The sequence below is a fragment of the Vibrio sp. JZG120 genome, assembly GCF_053890955.1.
In genome coordinates, this window is sequence record NZ_JBSRRK010000001.1 from 879538 (window position 1) to 899156 (window position 19619).

At 44.0% G+C, this 19619-nt stretch carries 18 protein-coding genes; 8 read left to right on the forward strand and 10 right to left on the reverse strand.

The features are described from left to right. Positions 1 to 31 precede the first annotated feature (31 nt). Positions 32 to 1126: a beta-ketoacyl-ACP synthase 3 gene (locus tag ACWPOD_RS03770; RefSeq protein WP_456231575.1), complete on the reverse strand. Its 1095-nt coding sequence runs from the start codon at positions 1124 to 1126 to the stop codon at positions 32 to 34. A 162-nt stretch (positions 1127 to 1288) separates the two neighbouring features. Between ACWPOD_RS03770 and trxC the strand changes: the two genes are divergently transcribed. Beyond that, positions 1289 to 1723, forward strand: a complete 435-nt coding sequence (gene trxC / locus ACWPOD_RS03775) for a thioredoxin TrxC (RefSeq protein ID WP_005394579.1) — start codon at positions 1289 to 1291, stop codon at positions 1721 to 1723. Between the two features lie 176 nt (positions 1724 to 1899). Beyond that, positions 1900 to 3060, forward strand: coding sequence for an MFS transporter (locus ACWPOD_RS03780; RefSeq protein WP_167427529.1), 1161 nt, complete (start codon positions 1900 to 1902; stop codon positions 3058 to 3060). Between the two features lie 48 nt (positions 3061 to 3108). Here the strand turns inward: ACWPOD_RS03780 and ACWPOD_RS03785 are convergent, their stop codons facing one another. Then, positions 3109 to 3498, reverse strand: a complete 390-nt coding sequence (locus ACWPOD_RS03785) for a nitrous oxide-stimulated promoter family protein (RefSeq protein WP_048625082.1) — start codon at positions 3496 to 3498, stop codon at positions 3109 to 3111. Positions 3499 to 3511: 13 nt separating this feature from the next. Beyond that, positions 3512 to 4021 carry a GNAT family N-acetyltransferase gene (locus ACWPOD_RS03790; protein ID WP_053808379.1) on the reverse strand — a complete coding sequence of 170 codons (510 nt, stop codon included), beginning with the start codon at positions 4019 to 4021 and terminating at the stop codon, positions 3512 to 3514. Positions 4022 to 4157: 136 nt separating this feature from the next. On the opposite strand from ACWPOD_RS03790, the gene ACWPOD_RS03795 reads away from it, so the two are divergent. Further along, entirely contained in the window at positions 4158 to 4349 is a 192-nt protein-coding gene (locus ACWPOD_RS03795; RefSeq protein ID WP_012842232.1) for a DUF2986 domain-containing protein, read from the forward strand. 54 nt (positions 4350 to 4403) lie between these two features. Here ACWPOD_RS03795 and ACWPOD_RS03800 read toward each other — a convergent pair whose 3' ends face one another. Continuing rightward, on the reverse strand, positions 4404 to 6575 hold the full coding sequence (locus tag ACWPOD_RS03800; RefSeq protein ID WP_048625083.1) for a TonB-dependent receptor: 2172 nt from the start codon (positions 6573 to 6575) through the stop codon (positions 4404 to 4406). A gap of 89 nt (positions 6576 to 6664) precedes the next feature. Further along, positions 6665 to 7402, reverse strand: a complete 738-nt coding sequence (locus ACWPOD_RS03805) for a siderophore ferric iron reductase (protein ID WP_167427531.1) — start codon at positions 7400 to 7402, stop codon at positions 6665 to 6667. Between the two features lie 420 nt (positions 7403 to 7822). Between ACWPOD_RS03805 and ACWPOD_RS03810 the strand changes: the two genes are divergently transcribed. Further along, complete coding sequence (locus ACWPOD_RS03810; protein WP_005394592.1) at positions 7823 to 9154, forward strand: anaerobic C4-dicarboxylate transporter; 1332 nt, start codon at positions 7823 to 7825, stop codon at positions 9152 to 9154. Between the two features lie 88 nt (positions 9155 to 9242). On the opposite strand, the gene ACWPOD_RS03815 is transcribed toward ACWPOD_RS03810, so the two are convergent. After that, a complete protein-coding gene (locus ACWPOD_RS03815) occupies positions 9243 to 9731 on the reverse strand; it encodes a LabA-like NYN domain-containing protein (RefSeq protein WP_167427532.1) in 489 nt (162 codons plus the stop codon). A gap of 118 nt (positions 9732 to 9849) precedes the next feature. Here ACWPOD_RS03815 and ACWPOD_RS03820 point away from each other — a divergent pair, with 118 nt between their 5' ends. After that, positions 9850 to 10290 carry a DUF4174 domain-containing protein gene (locus ACWPOD_RS03820; RefSeq protein ID WP_012842228.1) on the forward strand — a complete coding sequence of 147 codons (441 nt, stop codon included), beginning with the start codon at positions 9850 to 9852 and terminating at the stop codon, positions 10288 to 10290. A gap of 13 nt (positions 10291 to 10303) precedes the next feature. Here ACWPOD_RS03820 and cobA read toward each other — a convergent pair whose 3' ends face one another. The 4 genes from cobA to nirB form a co-directional block, all read right to left on the reverse strand. Further along, entirely contained in the window at positions 10304 to 11062 is a 759-nt protein-coding gene (cobA, locus tag ACWPOD_RS03825; RefSeq protein WP_167427533.1) for a uroporphyrinogen-III C-methyltransferase, read from the reverse strand. Positions 11063 to 11235: 173 nt separating this feature from the next. Continuing rightward, a complete protein-coding gene (locus tag ACWPOD_RS03830) occupies positions 11236 to 12084 on the reverse strand; it encodes a formate/nitrite transporter family protein (RefSeq protein ID WP_167427534.1) in 849 nt (282 codons plus the stop codon). A 204-nt stretch (positions 12085 to 12288) separates the two neighbouring features. Continuing rightward, on the reverse strand, positions 12289 to 12612 hold the full coding sequence (gene nirD / locus ACWPOD_RS03835) for a nitrite reductase small subunit NirD (protein WP_054867640.1): 324 nt from the start codon (positions 12610 to 12612) through the stop codon (positions 12289 to 12291). A gap of 13 nt (positions 12613 to 12625) precedes the next feature. Continuing rightward, the gene (nirB, locus tag ACWPOD_RS03840) at positions 12626 to 15190 is read right to left on the reverse strand and encodes a nitrite reductase large subunit NirB (RefSeq protein ID WP_167427536.1); all 2565 of its coding nucleotides are present in this window, start codon (positions 15188 to 15190) and stop codon (positions 12626 to 12628) included. Positions 15191 to 15719: 529 nt separating this feature from the next. On the opposite strand from nirB, the gene rnk reads away from it, so the two are divergent. The 3 genes from rnk (at position 15720) to ACWPOD_RS03855 (ending at position 19583) form a co-directional block, all read left to right on the forward strand. Then, positions 15720 to 16127 carry a nucleoside diphosphate kinase regulator gene (gene rnk / locus ACWPOD_RS03845; RefSeq protein WP_005394604.1) on the forward strand — a complete coding sequence of 136 codons (408 nt, stop codon included), beginning with the start codon at positions 15720 to 15722 and terminating at the stop codon, positions 16125 to 16127. A gap of 238 nt (positions 16128 to 16365) precedes the next feature. After that, the gene (locus tag ACWPOD_RS03850; protein WP_046875474.1) at positions 16366 to 17319 is read left to right on the forward strand and encodes a GGDEF domain-containing protein; all 954 of its coding nucleotides are present in this window, start codon (positions 16366 to 16368) and stop codon (positions 17317 to 17319) included. A gap of 479 nt (positions 17320 to 17798) precedes the next feature. Next, positions 17799 to 19583: an Ig-like domain-containing protein gene (locus ACWPOD_RS03855; protein WP_167427537.1), complete on the forward strand. Its 1785-nt coding sequence runs from the start codon at positions 17799 to 17801 to the stop codon at positions 19581 to 19583. Positions 19584 to 19619: the final 36 nt, after the last annotated feature.

Consider the following 19619-nt stretch of genomic DNA (forward strand, 5'->3'; position numbering starts at 1 on the left):
CCTTCTCAATATCATTTCCGCTGAGTGTCCGTTACGCCTCGTCGCGACGGCGCTCGTTACACAGCTTAATGGCACGCTCAAGCAATTCTAGCGCGGATTGCTCACATTCAGGCAGAGCCGCATCACTTTCACCAATTGGCGTTACGCGGTCACCCCATTTCAATACTGCCGCACCCCATGTCAAACCTGCACCAAATGCAGCAAGAAGCATGTTATCACCTGGGTTAACTCGGCCTTGCTCTACCGCTTCACACAATGCAATTGGCACCGTCGCTGCAGAAGTATTGCCGTAGTTTTGGATGTTCACAAACGCTTTGTCGTGTGGGATCCCAGACAGGTCACACAAGGTTTGAATAATACGAATATTCGCTTGATGAGGAATAACAACGTCGATTTGATCGGTAGTTAACTGTGATGCTTTAAGCACGGTTTTCGCAGCTAGCCCCATGCCTTTTACCGCACGTTTGAAAATTTCTTGTCCTACAAAGTTGAAATCCCAGTAACCGTTGTCTTCCGCAAAACGGTCCATACAAGTACCAAACTTTGGTACGGAAAGAATATCGCGACCTTTAGCGTCACAACCAATTTGAGATTGCAGTAGACCCGTTTCTTTTTCTGTTCTTGATAACACAACGGCGCCCGCGCCATCACCAAATAGAACAGCGGTATCTCGCATGGCCCAATCGATGTAGAAAGACAATCTTTCCGCGCCAATAATGATCGCGTTGCGATAGTTACCTGATTGAATCAAACGTGTGCCCGTTTCAAGGCCGTAGACAAATCCCGTACATGCGGCATTTAAATCAAAGGCCGCCGCAGAGCGAATGCCCAAGTTCTGCTGTATTTTAGATGTGATGTTTGGAATAAGTGAATCCGGAGAACAAGTCGCCACAATGATTAAATCAACGTCGCTGGCGTCAACGCCCGCGCGCGCCAATGCGTGTTTGGCAGCAACGGTTGCCATGTCTGAAGTATTTACATGGCTAATACGGCGGTTTTCGATACCGGTGCGGGTACGAATCCACTCATCTGAAGTATCAAGGAAAGTGCTAAGATCATCGTTAGAGAGCACGGCAGGAGGAACACATTTCCCCCAACCTGTAATTTCAGCGTAGTAATTTGTCATCGCAGACCTATTTATTGTTGTATTTTAATAAAATTTCTTAGAACCTTAGGCTCAAATACAAACCTGCTCTGCGTTATTTCGGCAGGTTAAAAAATAAGTATACAAATAATGAGGCTGACTGGTAAGTCATGTTTTCATCAATACGTAATAAAGGAAGAAGTCATGTCATCGTTTAAAACTCGCTGCCCTTCATGCGGCGGTCTGAATCGTGTCCCTAATGAGCGTGTTGCAGAGTCTGCAACTTGCGGTAAATGTAAAAGTGCACTTTTTGATGGCGCGCCTATCGAAGGAACGCAAGATAACTTTTCTGCCCTATTACAAAGTGATACGCCTGTTGTCGTCGACTTTTGGGCCCCTTGGTGTAATCCGTGCGTCGGTTTTGCCCCTGTTTTCTCGGATGTCGCTCATGAACAAGCAGGAACGGCTCGTTTTGTAAAGATTGATACAGAAGCACAACAAGCGCTCGCTGCACAATTTGGCATTCGAAGCATTCCTACCATCATGGTTTTCAAGAACGGTCAACGCGTTGATATGATCAATGGTGCGCTACCGAAAAGTCAGTTTGATCAATGGTTAAATCAAGCACTTAATAAGTAATTCTCCACGCCAACCTCACTGGTAGGTTGGCGTTTTTATGCAACTTATCGACCTATCTATTTAACAAATATTATTTGTCGAAACGACTTAAATTAATCATTTTACTTGCCTAACTATTAGCCTCATATTCGCGCCGAATAACCCATAGATTTCATTTAACTTATAGGCGCAAAACAGTGGAAAACACAGTCGTTCCTGCAGCATCACCACGAGTTACAGTTCCAGTCGTCGCACTGTCTCTTTATGCGGTGGCTTCGGGCTATTTAATGAGCTTGATCCCTCTCATGCTCGGTGAATACAACATCTCAGCAGATTATGCGAGTTGGTTGGCGAGTGTTTTTTATGGCGGCTTATTGGTCGGCGCGATGTTTATTGAACGTGTCGTGCGTCAAGTGGGTCACCGTAAAGCGTTTATTGGCTGCTTAGCGGCATTCTCGCTAACGATTGTCACGCTACCCGTTTTTGCTAATGGGTTAGTGTGGCTTGCTGCTCGTTTTATCGCAGGTATTGCCGTTGCGGGCGTTTTTGTCATTGTTGAATCTTGGCTAATGTCTGGCGACGAAGCATCACGTGCAAAACGTTTGAGCTTGTACATGCTATCGCTTTATGGCGGTTCTGCATTAGGCCAATTTGGCATTGGTGTACTTGGCGTAAGTGGCGGTGTTCCGTTCATTGCAATCACAACGCTGATCCTAATGGCGATGTTGGTGCTGATGTTTATTGAGTGTGAACAACCAAAGAGCCATGAATCAACCGCTTTGTCATTTAAGCAAATTGCCAAGCTAAACCATGCTGCAATTATTGGTTGTGTTGTATCAGGTTTGACCTTAGGCGCGATCTACGGATTAATGCCTGTTGAGCTCACTAACCGTAAAATCAACCATCAAGACATTGGTACATTGATGGCATTAGTGATCCTAGGTGGCATGTTGGTTCAACCAATGGTGACCACATTGAACAAATACATGAGCCGCACAGTGCTAATGGCGTTCTTCTGTATTTTGGGTATTTTTTCGATCGGTTTGACCTTTATTTCATCGTCAGCCGTGGTATTAGCTGCTGCTTTATTCTTTTTAGGTGCAGCTACTTTTGCCTTGTACCCAATTGCGATCAACTTAGGTTGTGAAGGACTTGATGAGCGCTTTATTGTCTCTGCTACACAAGTCATGCTGTTCAGCTACAGCATTGGCTCTGTTGCTGGCCCGGTTGTGGCTGATAAATTTATGGGCCAAGAACATGGCTTACTAGGCTACTTGTTTGCCGCTTTAGTTGCGACTGGCGTATACATGCTACTTGCAGCGAGCAAAACTAAGCAGCGTATGGCCGCTGGCCTCTAACCACGCAACTTCTACTCAACGAAAACGAGGGCATGTCGCCCTCGTTTTTTATTCTTCGCGTTTTTGTTTAGATAAACGTTTGTGACGGTTTGACGCGTTCGCTGCAGGTTTTTCCGGTACCGTGCGCTTTTCATGAAGTAAATGACGAACCGCCAAGATGGGATGTTTCAGTAGCATTCTGGGGCCAGAGTAACGCATCACCAAACGCATTTGCTCTTTCGGGTCCGGTTTATAACAGTGAATCGGACACTTGTTACACGTAGGTTTATTCTCTCCATAAGGACAGCGGTCAAGACGAACTTCTGCGTATTCAAGCAGCTCACGACATTCTGAGCACAAGTCACTTTTTGTTCCATGGTGATCGTGACAGTAAACCTCTACCATGGCTTTTACCGTCTTAAATTCAGTGGCGAGCTTGCCAAGTAAAATATCGCTCATGAGCTTCCAAAAATCACAACGTCATTGTGTAAAGTTCTAACGTTCGACCATTATCGTATTGCTGCTCAACTCGTTCAAACTCAAAGCCCAGTTTTTTGAGCAAACTTATACTACGAATATTGTCATTGTTGGTGATGGCAGCCAACTTATCGAGTTTCATTTCCCCTCGAGCATATTCCAGCACCGCGGTTGCCGACTCGACTCCGTAGCCGCAACCATAAGCAGAAGGTAAAAAACCATACCCAAGATCGTAGTGTTGCAATGTGTCACGTTTAACTAGCCCACAAATACCGATCGGTTGTCCATCGTCTTTTTTCTCTACTACGAGTAAACTCACGCCTTTAACTTTTTGCATGCGTAGCATGTTTTCTTTTATATAACGCGCCGCTTCATATTCAGTACGAATTTGTTTATCTCCGACAAAACGGTAAAAGTCTGGGTGGTTATAAAGTTCTAATATGAATGGTGCATCATCTACACTCACAAGACGTAATATCAAACGTTCAGTGATCAGTGTTTTCATTTTGACTCCATTAAAACGCGAGAGATGATTGGGCATAGAAACGTACTTGAATCTTGCGACCGACGTAATGGCTTATTTAGTTGTAACTTGATAAAAAAATAACTATCCTGCCCCGCTAAATTAAAGGACCACCACCATGAACCGCAAGAAGAAAATCAATCAGATCTTAAAAGCGAAGCAGAAGAAGCACAACGCTAAGCTACATAAGAGCAATAAGCCGCGTTATATCTCCAAAGCTGAACGTGCAAAAATGGAAGCTGAAGAGCAAAACCAAGCCTCGGAAAGCACGGAAAATGTTGTAGACACAGTGCCGACAGATCAAGCCTAAAAGAAAAGCCGCTTTATGCGGCTTTTTTTGTTTATTGTACGGAGAGAATTGACTTTAATATTCAACACTGTAGTTCAGTGTGAATGTGCGACCTCTTCCTTTGTAGTCGTAAGCTGCTGCATCGTAGTGTGCCGCATAAAGAATCTGCGCACGTTGACCCCAAGCGGTTGTGTAGTCTTCGTCAAATAGGTTTTGAATACCAAAGCCTAACTGCCCAACAGGTAGTGTTACATTACCCAGAAGATCAAACGTGGTGTAGCCCTCCAACTTATTGTTGGCGTCATCTTCGTAATCAAACATCGTCTGACTTTGTAGACGAATTGAGTACGAATCTTGGTAGTATGCAGCCCATGCATTAGCCTTAGACGTACTGGCTTTACCTGCGCTCAAATCTTCCCATTTACCATCGGTTTTCAGCTCAGAAACTACGTAGTGTCCTGATGCCCCTAACAGGATATCGCGGGTCACCCAGTAATTGATGTTTGCTTCTGCACCGTAAACACGCTGCTCGTCGTCAACATTCGTAATCAACAACGTTTTTCTATCATACTTGATGGAGTTGTCGGAAAGCGAGTAGTAGCCTGCCGCCTGAAGCGCAAGAGAGTTGGTATCAAGACGGTAACCGATCTCATAGCTGTCCGTTTTAATACCTGACATTTTTGAGTCAGATACATTAATGCTGTTGTTCAACGCATAGTGCCCGTTTGCATCCACAGCGTCATAGCTGCCTTGACCATAGTACTTCGCAGGGTCAGCAAGTTCGAAACCTTGGGAGAAATTTGCCCAAAGTTGAGATTCATCATTAAGCTGATAAATGGTGCCCAAATTAAACAGACTTACAGAGTAGTCGGTGCTACCACCTGGTACCGCATCCGCTGACACCCCCTTACCCGAGGCAATCTTCTTTTGTACGCTATAGGCAACAAAGTCATCAATCTTGTTGTCCATGTATTGATAGCGGTAGCCTGCTTGAACGGACCAATCTTGATTAATTTGATAGTCACCTTGAACAAACATTGCGTAAGACGTTACATCTACACCTGGGTAACGACCAACTTCGGCGTACGTTTTATTAATCAAGTTTCCAGAGTTGTTTGCAATGCTTGGATCGAATAGAGCTTGATTGCTCTCAAAACGGTCTAAATACGCATCAACACCATAAACAAGGTTGAATGATTCCCAGTTTTTTGCCAGTGCCAAACGTCCAGCAAAAACCTCTGTCTTTTGCTGAGAAGCACCTTGGTAATAAGGAGTAAACGTTTGGTCTTCACTTCGGTAAGACAACTCGCCAATCAGTTGATGGCCGAATACGCTGTCGTGAGCGTAGTTCGCACTTAAGAGAACTCGCTCTGTACCGTGTTCACGATCGGAATCGAATCCCTCTCGTACATCAACAAATTTATTGTTAACAATGTACAAGCCGTATGGCGAATCTTGCTGGCTGTCATAGTATTGTGCGACAAGGTTTAACTTGCTGGCATCGGAGATTTGAATCTCTGTCGATCCCATCACATCAAGCGTCGAGTTGTATTGCAGAGAACCTTGGGAAATATCTGGCGTGACAATGTCGCCATTTGCGTCAAATGCACCTTGTGTCTCGGTGTACACAACCGAACCTCTAGCGGCAACTCGATCGTTACCACCGGAAATAGACTGCGCTAGTTTGTAATCAAAGTCATCGCTGCTGTTAAAACCTGTAGTGCCACTCACGTAGGATTCAAACGACAAGTCATCGGAGTAAGCTTTCTTGGTGATAATGTTGATAACACCACCTGTAGCGCCAGCCCCATAAATGGAGGTTGCACCAGATAGTACTTCAATTCGCTCGATGTTGAATGGGTCAATTGCATCAAGCTGACGACTAATTGGGCGAGAAGACTGCAGTGAGACTCCATCAATCATCACCAACATCGCTCTGCCACGCAGGTTCTGGCCGTAGTTAGTTCGACCACCCGTACCAACGTCTAGAGAAGGGATGGTTGCAGAAAGAATGTCACCAAGTGTCTTGCCCGCGCGATATTGCTGAGCAATTTCCTCTTGCCCTACAAACCAAACCGTTCCTGGAATATCAGAGATCGATTTCGGCATCACACTGCCCACGACCACCATTTGTTCATCACTTGGTGTTGATGTTTGTTGAAGTTCTTCCGCAGCTATTGAGCTAACTGCGTATCCACTGCTCATCGCAAGTACGATGAGATTAAGAGAAAACGTCCTTTTTATCATTGTATTTATCTTTTTGTTGTCAACAAGAGCATGCAATGATACTTATTCTCACTCTCAAATCGAGCACTGTTACATAAGTTAACCAAATGTTAATTAGAATTACGCTTGCTCATAAGCTGTCGATTTTTTTCTAAACGAGGACAATCTTCACAAAGCTTTCTGCCTTCACACTTATAGACTAAACAACAGCTTTTTCTGACCAATTTTAGCGGCTGATCCAGTGACGTCTCATAAAGTGAATGACTACTGTTGGCATCTAAACCCAATGCCTGTAACCACAAGATGGCATGCTCACGCAATGTCGTGTTGGTCATTTGCGGAAAACGCTGTTGAAGACGAATCAAACAAGCCATGATCCCATCCGACATCAATTGATGAGTGAAACCTGGGCGAATGCGCGTCCATTGACTCATTTCTTGTTGGTAGAAATCGAACAACTCTCGAATTTGACGTCCTGCCTCTTTTATTAATTCTTCTGGCTTACCATGTATATGTGTTTCGTCAGCGAATCGATATCCAGACACAAAACAAGGCTTGAGGTGCTGCGCCATCTCACGAATGTTTGGCAACGTGTGGAAACCGTAAATAGAAATGAACGCAACATAAACAGGCTGCCAACACAACAAATCCCACGTTCTCGTCAACCAATACGCTTTTCCCGCTTCCGGATGAGCCTCAGACAACTGTTGGTAAAGGCCTTGAATGATCGGATTGATATCATTTTCGATATGAATAACTTCTTGCCCTATTTCGCCAATATCACCGTGCAGGTAAGGCGTAATCTCACTCGAAGTTTGAAATAGTTGCGGGAAAAATTGCTCAGACATGATGGTTTATTGTTGGTGTAGTCATTCTGACACCTTTATACCCAAGCACTAATCGCAATGCAAACTATTATCTTTTGTGTTCACATAACAAAAGCCTATTCTCATCTGTGGTCTCTGTCTCTATTTTCAAGCTCTTTGCGCCCGTAAGGTCTGCTTACGTATGCGATGAATAGCAACAAACTCTTAAACCTCTTCGCATTTAGCGCTGACATGATCGCAAAAATACACAGCATAAAAACACCCTGATAAAACTGTGTTAACAGTTTCCCTGTTTAGCGTGAGTTATTGCCAATAATTGAATATTGCTGTTTCTTATCCAAAGGAGTGTGAACAACATGAAGTATTTTCTTTCTGAATATCGGGACAATGTAATTAAGTAATTTGGCTATATAGCCCCCTGTTTTGAATAAGGAAATCCACATGTTGTATCTTGAGTTTCTATTTTTGCTCGTGATGCTGTATATCGGCTCACGTTATGGTGGTATAGGCCTTGGGGTCGTATCTGGTATTGGTTTGGTGATTGAAGTCTTCATCTTTAAGATGCCGCCAACCTCCCCTCCTGTCACCGTTATGTTGATAATCTTGGCAGTGGTAACATGTGCATCCATTCTTGAAGCGGCTGGTGGTTTGAAATACATGCTGCAAGTTGCCGAACGTGTGCTTCGTAAAAACCCAAAACGCGTCACCCTCATCGCTCCTTTTGTTACTTACTTTATGACCTTCTTGCTCGGCACAGGTCACGCGGTTTACTCCATCATGCCAATCATTGGCGACGTTGCACTGAAAAACGGCATTCGTCCGGAACGTCCAATGGCAGCCGCTTCCGTCGCTTCGCAAATCGCGATTACGGCCTCTCCAATTTCAGCGGCAGTCGTTTACTACTTGGCACAACTCTCTGATATTCAGCACGAGATCACTCTGCTTTCTATTCTGCTCGTTACTGTACCTGCAACGCTATTCGGTACGTTGCTGATGTCACTTTACAGCCTAAAACGCGGTAAAGAACTGGAAGACGATGAAGAATACCAAGAGCGTTTAAAAGATCCGGTGTGGCGTGAAAAGATCCTCAACACCACTGCAACGTCTCTTGATGAAGTGCTACCAACAAGTGCTCGTAACTCTGTGTTGCTGTTCATCGCGTCTATCTTGGTTATCGTCGTTATCGCGATGTGGCCGGACATTCGTACCATCGTGGATGGCGCGAAACCAATCAGCATGGCCGTTGTGATTCAAATGATGATGCTCTGCTTCGGCGGTATCATTTTGCTTGCAACCAAAACTGACCCACGTGACGTACCAAACGGCGTAGTATTCAAATCAGGTATGGTGGCTGCCATTGCGATCTTCGGTATCGCCTGGATGTCAGATACTTACTTCCAATACGCAATGCCTCAGTTCAAATCTGGCATCGTTGAGATGGTAACCAACTACCCTTGGACGTTCGCGCTTGCGTTGTTCATTGTATCGGTTGTGGTGAACTCTCAAGCAGCAACGGCTCGTATGATGCTGCCTGTTGGTCTTGGCTTGGGTCTGGATCCTGCACTGCTTATCGGCCTAATGCCTGCGGTATACGGTTACTTCTTTATTCCGAACTACCCTTCAGATATCGCGACAGTGAACTTCGATACGTCAGGTACCACTAAGATTGGTAAGTGGTACTTCAACCACTCATTTATGTCGGTAGGTTTGATTGGTGTGATTGGTGCTTGCTGTCTGGGCTACTTGTTAGGACAAATGATCATTCCTTCATAATTAGCCAAATCAACAATAAATTAGAGGCGAGTCATTGTACGTTAGCGTACAGCCTGAATGACTCGCCTTTTCTTTGTCACGTTAGTGATTACAATAAGAAGTCATCATCAACCGCGACAAAGTTATCGGCACAATCAATCAGAGTTTGGGATGTTAGCTTAGGCACACCATAAACAGTCACCGTTTTATTGAAGCGCTGCTGAATTCGTTCCACCAGAAGACTAAAGTCCCCATCTCCAGAAACGAGAATCACTTCCTCAACTTCAGGGGCAATTTCAATCGCATCAAGAGTAATACCGACATCCCAGTCGCCTTTCGAGCTGCCGTCACGACGCTGAATATAGGGTTTAAGCATTACCTCGAACCCAACACCGCGTAAAATGTGATGAAACTGACGCTGTTTTGGATCGTTACTCGCGATGGCATAAGCACGAGCACTCACCACCTCTTTCCCTTGCGTCGCAACATACCAAAACTGGTTGTAATCAAAATTACTGCGATACGCTTCGCGACAGGTGTAATACACATTCTGTACATCAACCAAAATGGCGATCTTTTGTTTTCTTTCCGAATTCATCTGTTTCTACGCTTGATTTATTTGCTGCCTACCCTAAGTCAGTTTTGGTAAAAGCACAATGAGCCAATTCCACTAAACTTAACGTATAAACGGTATTTGGGTTTCTAGGGGAACTGTCATGGGCGGAAAGTTACTAGTGATACTACTTTCTTGTATCTTGTCATCGACAGCATTCGGTTATCCAGCACATTCAAAGTACTGGCCGCATCGGAGTGTGCTTTACTTCGCTCCAGAAAACGATGAATACGTTAAACAATTCTTACTAGAAACACTCATGAATGAGTGCGAGTTGGAAGACAGAGATGTGGTCACATTAGTCATTACAGAACAAGGCTATACGTCTCCAGCTTGGCTCAAAGAAGAGTTTGATTTGAAAATGCTTGCCAAGCTGTATGAAATTGAAAAAGGCTCACATACCGCAATTTTACTTGGTAAAGATGGTCAAGAGAAATACCGATGGGGCGCAGAAACAGATTGGCCATTTATCAACAATTTGATTGATCAAATGCCAATGCGTAAGCAAGAAATGCAGAGACGTCACAGCCCCTGCAAAATCTAACCATTAGACGAACTTATTTTCTAAACCAGTCTAGTTTGTTGTGCAACTGAGTCACGCTGCCAACGACGATCAACGCTGGACTGATCGCCTTCTCAGCCATTTCAGAAAGTTCGTTCAGTTTTCCTTGGAACACGCGCTGCTCTGGGCGCGTACCGTTTTCAATAATGGCGCATGACATCTCAGGATCTAACCCATGAGTGATCAGCTTATCCATAATATGGCCGCTTTGCTTCAACCCCATATAGAACACAAGTGTGTTGTTGGATTGCGCTAGTGAATGCCATTCAATCTCACGACCATCTTTTTGTACATGACCAGTGATAAATTGAACGCTTTGTGCATGGTCGCGGTGTGTTAATGGAATACCAGCATAAGCCGTCGCGCCCGCCGCCGCCGTAATACCCGGAACCACTTCGTATTTGATGCCAAATTCGGCTAGTTCTTCTAGCTCTTCACCACCACGGCCAAAGATAAATGAGTCCCCACCTTTTAGGCGCACAACGCGTTTACCTTCTTGCGCTTTCTGCACCAAGATTTGGTTGATTTGATCTTGAGGCACACAGTGAAAATCGAGCTTTTTCCCAACATAAATCATCTCTGCTGATGCATGCGCCAACTCAAGAATATCTTTCGATACCAAACGGTCATACACCACAACTTCAGCCGCTTGAATCGCTTTCAAACCTTTGACCGTCAGTAAATCCGGATCGCCAGGCCCAGCACCAACAAGAGAAACAAAGCCGCTGTTTAAAGATGAGTTCGCAGTAGTCATATCAACGCCTATCGGAAAATTGGGATATAAAGAGTAACACTCACTTAATTGGCTTAGGGTTCAAACTACCCCAAGGAGTTATTATTTTTTATAGCTAAATCAATACAATATCTATCGAAAGTTAAATGAGTTGAATAGCCCTACCCACCAAAGGTAGGGCCAAATAAAGCGGTTTATTTTGCGATTGCAGGTTCTGCAATAACGTCCTCTTCAACACTTAGAGAAGGCGCTGTTTTCGCATGAGTTAGGTACAGTGGTAGACAAGTCATGACAAGACCACCGATGATGTTACCTAGAATGGTTGGGATTAAGTTGAAGTTCAACCAAGTCGCGATACCAAAGTCCGCACCTAAAATCATACCTAGTGGGAATAGGAACATGTTTACCACAGTGTGCTCAAATACGAGTGCGAAGAAGATGAAGATTGGGAACCACATCATCGCTACACGACCAGATACTGAACGTGCCGTCATGTTGCCGATCACGCCTAGGCACACCATTAGGTTACAAAAGATAGCGCGAACAAAACACGTGATCCATCCGTCCATGCCCATGTTTTCGAAACCAAGGCTACGGGCAGTCGATACAGCGACAAACTTCTTCGCTACCGCGTTCAATTCTAGAGAGAAGTTACCGGTTAGAGAGATAGCCACTAGGTAAGCCACTATTAGAGAACCAATCAGGTTACCCAAACCTACCAATCCCCAGCAACGGAAAATACGAGCCCAAGTGATACCCGGACGGTTAGCAAACTTAGCCAAAGGCGCAAGACCAAAAACACCTGTGACAAGGTCGTAACCCATCACACTGAGAATCACAAAGCCCACAGGGAAAACAAGCGCCCCCACAAGGCCAATGCCTGTTTGTACAATCGCGGTAATAGCAACCACCACTGCAAGAGACAGAATAACGCCTGCCATCGTGCCGCGAAGCAGAAGATCTCGAGTGCTGGTATTAATTTTCGCTTCACCCACGTTGATCATGGTTTGCACGAATTCAGCAGGTTTAAAGTCTGTAGACATGAATGTGTCCTTATTCAAAATTGAAAGTTAAAAAGTTAAAAAGTTAAAGATTGAATAGAGAAAGGCTTCCAGTTGACACCCACTGCTGTCGACATCATCTCGCTTCCCTGTTCCCCCAAGATGACGCTTGGAAAGCCTTTGTCTATTGAATCTAAGTACTCGGTGCATTCCCTCCCCTTAAGGAGGAGGGAATGCAAACCAAGCTTATGCAGAAATTTCTACTTCACCGTTGGTTACGCGCGTTTTGTACGCTTTCACGTTAAAACGCTCGTCTTCCATGCACGCACCTGTTGCCAGGTTAAAGCGTTGCTTTTTAAGTGGGCTTGCTACCCAAAGTTCGCCTTGGTGCTCACAAATCAAACCGCGAGAAAGCACGTTTGATTGGAAGAACGGGTCTGTGTTGCTGATCGCCAGCACTTCTTCTGCTTGTGTTGGGCGGAATACCGCAACTTGCTGACCATCAACCAGTGCACAAACACCCGTGCCCGGTACGATGTCGCTGATTTGGCAAATCTTTTCAAATGACATAATCAACCTTCCCTTATGCTTCAGTGATCGCTACGTGTAGGATGTCGCCTTTCGCTTCAGGGTGTTTTTCCGTGAAGGTTGCTGGGCGGTGCTGTTCGCGCTCTTGAACAAACACAACATTGTCATCGCGCTTGTCAGAGTTGATGAAGTGTGCGAAACGAGTCAGTTGTGATTCGTCATTGATGGTTGCAGTCCACTCACATTCGTACTCATCTACAAGCTTCGCTACGTCTGCTTCTAGTTGAGCGTTAATGCCAAGTTTGTCTTCAACAATCACTTCGCGTAGGTAGTCAACGCCACCTTCCATGTTTTCTATCCAAACGGATGTGCGTTGTAATGGCGCAGCTGTGCGGATGTAGAACATCATGAAGCGATCGATGTACTTGATTAGCGTTTCTTTATCTAGGTCGCTGGCTAGTAGGTCTGCGTGACGAGGTTTCATGCCGCCGTTACCACAAACGTACATATTCCAACCTGCGTCAGTCGCGATAATACCAAGGTCTTTACCTTGTGCTTCCGCACACTCACGAGTACAGCCAGAAACACCGAACTTCATCTTATGAGGCGTACGAATGCCTTTGTAACGGTTCTCGATGTAAGAACCTAGACCAACAGAATCTTGAACACCGTAACGACACCAAGTTGAGCCAACACATGTCTTCGCCATACGAAGTGCTTTTGCGTACGCTTGACCTGTTTCGAAACCAGCGTCGATAAGCTTGCGCCAGATCTCTGGAAGATCGTCTTTTTGAGCACCGAACAGACCAATACGTTGAGCACCGGTTACTTTGGTGTATAGGTTGTATTCTGCAGCAACGTTCGCTAGTGCACCCAGTGCTTGAGGTGTAACTTCACCACCCGCCATACGTGGGATAACAGAGTAAGTACCGTCTTTTTGGATGTTACCTAGGAAGTTATCGTTCGTGTCGTGAAGCTTAACCAGTTGTGGCTTAAGGATGTGCTCACCCCAGCAAGAAGCTAAGATAGAACCAGCCAATGGTTTACAAACTTCACAACCGTAACCTTTACCATATTTCTCTAGAAGCTCATCAAACGTTTTGATCTCTTCAATGCGGATTAGGTGGAACAACTCTTGGCGTGAGTATGCAAAGTGTTCACACACGTCGTTCTTCACTTCGATGCCAGATTTAGCAAGCTCTGCATTTAGAACAGAGGTCACTAGAGGAATACAACCACCACAGCCTGTACCTGCGCCAGTCACTGCTTTGATGTCGCCCAATGTATGGTGACCATCAGCAACCGCTTGAGCGATCTTGCCTTTGGTTACGTCGAAACATGAACAGATCACTGCGCTTTCTGGTAGTGCATCCGCACCGAGTGCTGGTTTCTCAGCACCTGCGTGTGCAGGAAGGATCAAGGCATCTGGATGCTCTGGTAGGTCGATTTCGTTCAACATCAATTGAAGCAGATCGCCGTAGTCAGATGTATCACCCACCAATACCGCACCGAGCAGTTTCTTGTTGTCTTCAGAAACGATAAGACGTTTGTAAACTTCTTGCTCTTCGTTTTGATAAACGTAGCTCTTACAGCCTTCAGTACGACCATTCGCGTCACCGATTGAACCTACTTTTACACCAAGAAGTTTCAGCTTCGCAGACATGTCAGCGCCTTCGAATTTGCTTTCTGTGTTACCTAGTAGGTGATCAACGGCAACCGTCGCCATCTTGTAGCCAGGAGCAACAAGGCCGTAGAACATGTCGTTCCAAGACGCACATTCACCAATCGCGTAGATGTTCTCATCAGAAGTCTGGCAGTGGTCGTTGATGGCAACACCACCACGAGGGCCAACTTCTAGCTCCATTTGACGAGCTAGTTTGTCTTGTGGACGAATACCTGCAGAGAATACGATGAAGTCTGTTTCTAGCTCAGTGCCGTCAGCAAAACGCATAACATTGCGTGCGTTTGTGCCTTCTGCCGCAATCTCAAGCGTGTTTTTGCTGGTGTGAACGTTCACGCCCATACGCTCGATCTTTTGACGAAGTTGGTTACCACCAGCAAGGTCAAGTTGCTCAGCCATCAGCTTTGGTGCGAACTCAACAACGTGTGTTTCTACACCCAATGCTTTTAGTGCGCCTGCCGCTTCAAGACCTAGAAGACCACCACCGATAACCACGCCTGATTTGCTGTTTTTCGCACACGCTTCAATCGCTTTTAGATCTTCGATCGTGCGGTAAACAAAACAGTCTTTGCTTTCATGACCTTTGATAGGCGGGACAAATGGGAATGAGCCTGTAGCAAGAATCAGCTTGTCGTATTGAACTTCACGGCCAGTGCTTGAGTAAACAATGCGGTTTTCACGGTTGATGTTAATCGCGCGTTCGCCGATCAGCATATTAATACCGTGTTTCTCGTAGAAGCCTTCTTTTACTAAAGAAAGTTCATCTGCAGTATGGTGAGAAAAGTAAGAGGAAAGGTGCACACGGTCGTATGCGACACGAGGTTCTTCACAGAAAACGGTAATCTCCATATTAGAGATATCAGCTTTCTCGACTAAGTCTTCAATATAACGGTGCCCTACCATACCGTTACCGATGACTACTAGCTTCAACTTGCTCATTATAATTCCTAAGGGTTAGGTTCTTATCACTGAGCTCATTGTTAATTGTGAAAGAAAATTAATACATGATGTAAATCAATTACAATTTCAAACTACCCTAAAGGGGTAGATGAACGTTTTTATCTTGATATTGAAGAATAAAAGGTAATTTATTAACGGATGTTGGTAGTTTTTACAAAATGAGATAACCGCAGTCATGCTCACAAAGGGCTATACAGTTTTGGCTTTTACAGAATGGCAATGATTGTCGAGTTAAACCACGCTAACGATAAACCCAGCTTTGTTTAAAAACAAAGCATTCGTTTTAACCTAGCCGTTTCAAGGCTATTAAAGATGAACAACTGAAGTGACTGAAAGTTTTAGAAAAATCAAGTCTCACAACAAAAATCTTTTACTAGCTAAGTCGCACTATAAAGACTAGAATCTGATTTAGTTCATATGGAATAAAATCCATATGATTGATACCGTAATTGACATATAGAGTGCCGTCCCATGTTTGTGAGGCGGCCTTTTATTTGGGAGTCATAAAATGTCAGAAAACAATTCTATCTACATTTCAAGCTTAGATATGAACCGAATCACGGCTTTGTTGGATAAAATGCCAAACATCGCGGCGGAGCTTGTTGAGCTAGAAGCAGAGCTAGACCGTGCGACGGTTCTTGAGCCAGAACAAATGCCAGATAATGTGGTCACGATGAACTCAACTGTAGAGTTTAAATTTGCAGGTGAAGATAGAACCATGACAAAGACACTGGTTTATCCATCTGAGCTGAAAAGCAGTGATGATATTTCCATTTTTGCGCCCGTAGGCAGCGCACTGATCGGTTTGTCTGTTGGTCAAAAACTTGAATGGCCAATGCCAAATAATCAAGTGAAGACAATTGAAATTGTCGATATCACCTACCAGCCTGAGCGTTGTGGTGCACTAAACCGCTAACCCTCAGTAGTCCCGGTGCAAAGGCCTCATTTATGACTTTGCACCAGGAGAGCCCCTCGCTTATCCCCTATTTCCTTCTTTGTTTTTCCAAGCATTTACTTTGCTGCTCTTAAGTAACATCACCGATTCTTTATTATTTACCGCATATTCAATACTTATATCTCCAAGCTCAATCATAGAAATTGCAAAGTATTTTTCGTATATTGTCGCTCCGAAAACGACGTAAATTATGCGCAAAATGGAAGAATATCTAACTCGAATTGCCTGCTTAGAAAAAGAAAATGAAGAGCTGAAGCGGAAGAATGCGCGACTACAAGAAAAGTTGAATGCTGCACTCGACAGTAATGGACTGTGTTTGTGGGAGCAGCATATTCCTTCAGGTACTTTGACGATATTCAATATGCAGTGGGGCAAAATGCTAGGTTATCAGCCCCATGAGTTAACCGCGACGGTTGAAACGTGGAAAAACAATCTCCACCCTGAAGATTATGATCTTGCGGTGGGTGCATTTGAAGATCACCTAGCTGGCAAAACCGACCTTTATGAGGTAGTTCATCGCATGATTCATAAAGACGGCAGTGATAGTTGGGTCTACGATCGAGGGCGCATCGTCGAGTATGGTTCTGATGGCGAACCACTACGCATGATGGGCACTCATATCGATATTACAAAAGAAAAGCGATATGAGCAGCAACTGGCTAAGTTAGCTTCGAGTGATCCATTGACCGGACTGTTAAATAGAAAAGCAATTGAGGAAAACTTTAATCATCAACCTCAAACCAAGCCGTCTCAGCAGTCTGCCTTAGTGTTTGTTGATATAGATAATTTTAAAGCAGTTAACGACCAGCTAGGCCATCATACTGGTGATACTCTCCTCATTAATATCGCCAATAGCTTAACAGAGCTTGCGCCAAGCAAGTCTCAAGTCGGACGCATAGGAGGAGATGAGTTTGTCGTTTTAAGCTCTTATTCAAATCAAGAAGAAATATCTCAACTTTGTGATCGACTCTTAAGTTCCATCATTCCTGCGATAAATCAGGACTTAAATAAAGTAACGATTGGAATGAGCATCGGTGTTTGTCTATTTGATAAAGGAAAACAACAGTTTAATGAAGTTTATCAAAAAGCCGATCATGCAATGTATGAGATAAAGAAAAATGGCAAAAATGGCGTTGCCTATATCCAGATATAATAAGTCTCTTGTTTTTTGAAATTAATATTTCTTTAATTTGACAATTTTCTCCATGGGATTGATAGCGTCTTATTTTTAATAAGTAATTTATATAGGAAACAAAAGAAATAACAAACAATTAAGAGTGTTGCATACTACACGGTGTAATATTACTACTGTCTTTGTAACTACTTTTGTTGCATACAATATTATTTCTTATTATTTTTATAAAAACCACCAGTAAAAAGTAGTTAAACATTATAATTCATGAACTTATAAAAACCGAAATACATGGTTGAATTTTAACCACCCCTTCTGCTAATATCTCGCCTCGTGTTTAAAAGTAATAAACACACACAAATATAAAACAAACTTTATAAAACATAATGCACACTTGATAATTACTGGTTCTATTTGGGTAGAGCTCGGTATTTATTTTATTTAAAACATTATGAATTTGTAATTTCATTTAATATCAAAATATTAAGTAGGTATATAAATTGAAGAAGGTCATCCTCCCTCAATTGGGCTTTGTTGCGTCAAATTTACGCTTGCTAGCTCTTGGCTTTGTAACCCTCGTGTCAGCATATTCTTTTTCATCAGAGGCTTATGCTGAGCAAGTGGCTAGTGGTGAACAAAAAACATTAGTTGTACTCGTCAATTTCCAAGAAAACCCTCAAGAGATCCCGATCTCTAAAGAAGACGCCCATCATGTTGTTTTTAATACCGTTAGCGACTTCTATTCGCAAATGTCCCAGGGGCAACTTTGGCTATCTGGTGATGTTGCTGGAACATTCACCTTACCGATATCAAACCAAATTTGCGATGATGATGCTGTAGCAGCGGAAGCCAACAAAATGGCTGAAACTGCGGGATATCAACTATCAAACTATGACCGTTTTATCTACTTAACAACCAAAACTGGATGTGCATCAGAAGGCTCTGGTAGCCAAGGAGTAACTCCCTCTAGAGCGTCAATAAATGCGGTTTTCGAGCCTCGAGTTATCGCCCATGAATTAGGACATAATTTTGGATTGCATCACGCTTCCGCACTCGACTGTAAAGACGGTACGTTAGCTGGTGATTGCCGTGTCATAGAGTACGGTGATAGCTACGATACAATGGGTAACTACGACATGGGTTACTTTAGCGCCTTCCAATTGGAAAACTTAGGGTGGCAGACCTCCCCTGCTCAAATCATTTCTAGTGATGGTGTTTACTCTATTGATGCCTATGAAGACTTTGAAAGTACTTCATCAAAAGTTTTAAAAATCCCAAGAGGTACCGATCCAATTACAGGTCAGCGCCAATGGTTTTACGTTGAATATCGACAAGCTCTTGGCTACGACAGCTTTTTACGTGACCGTTCGTACATCGTATACCGCCAAGATGTGACAGAAGGTGTGGTTGTGCGCCTAGCGACAGACGGTGATCTTAAAAGTAGCCGCTTGCTACACATGAAGCCTGACTCCACTTTCAAACAATTATTTGGGAGTAATGACTGGGAAGACCCTGCTCTTCCAATTGGTGGAACGTTCACCGATCCAAAAACAGGCGTGTCGATTACTTTGGAAAGTGCTAATGGTCAAAACGCACAGGTCAGTGTCATATTTGGTGGTGAATCCGGGCAATGCGTTGCGACATCGCCTCTACTCTCTCTAACCCCACTATCAGGTTCTGATGCAAATGCTGGAGAAACGTTAGCGTATAATCTTAAAGTGACGAACCAGAATAATACAGAATGTGCAGACGCGACCTATACAACGGCTTTAAGCGTTCCTGACGGATGGAATTATGACGCAAGCGCCTTGACGGTTCCTTCCGGCATGAGTGCAGAAACGACGGTCATGGTTACGTCAAACAGCGATGCTCAGCCGAACTCTTACAGCATAACCGTTGACGTTATAGATGCTGAAAATGAACAATCAGCCGAAACCGAGCTATCTTACACAGTGTTGTCTGAGTCGACGTCACCACTTGAGGCGGTGAATGATAGCGTAACGATCAGTGATAAATCCGTCGTTCGCATCGAGCAGTTAAATAATGACTCGTTTGAACAATCGACCTCTCTTGCGATTACGGTCGCTAAGCCAAACAAAGGCAGCGCCCGTGTACTGAGTGATGGCTCCATTGAATACACACCTTCGAAGAAGTTTAAGAATAATGATTCATTTACTTATACGATCAGTGACGGTCAATCTTCTTCAACCGCGACGATTAGTATCACCTTACAATCGACTTCTGGTGGGAATGGTGGTGGAAACGGTAAAGGGAAACCGAACTAAATCAAGCAATTCAATATGAAAAAGCCTGGAGAATAC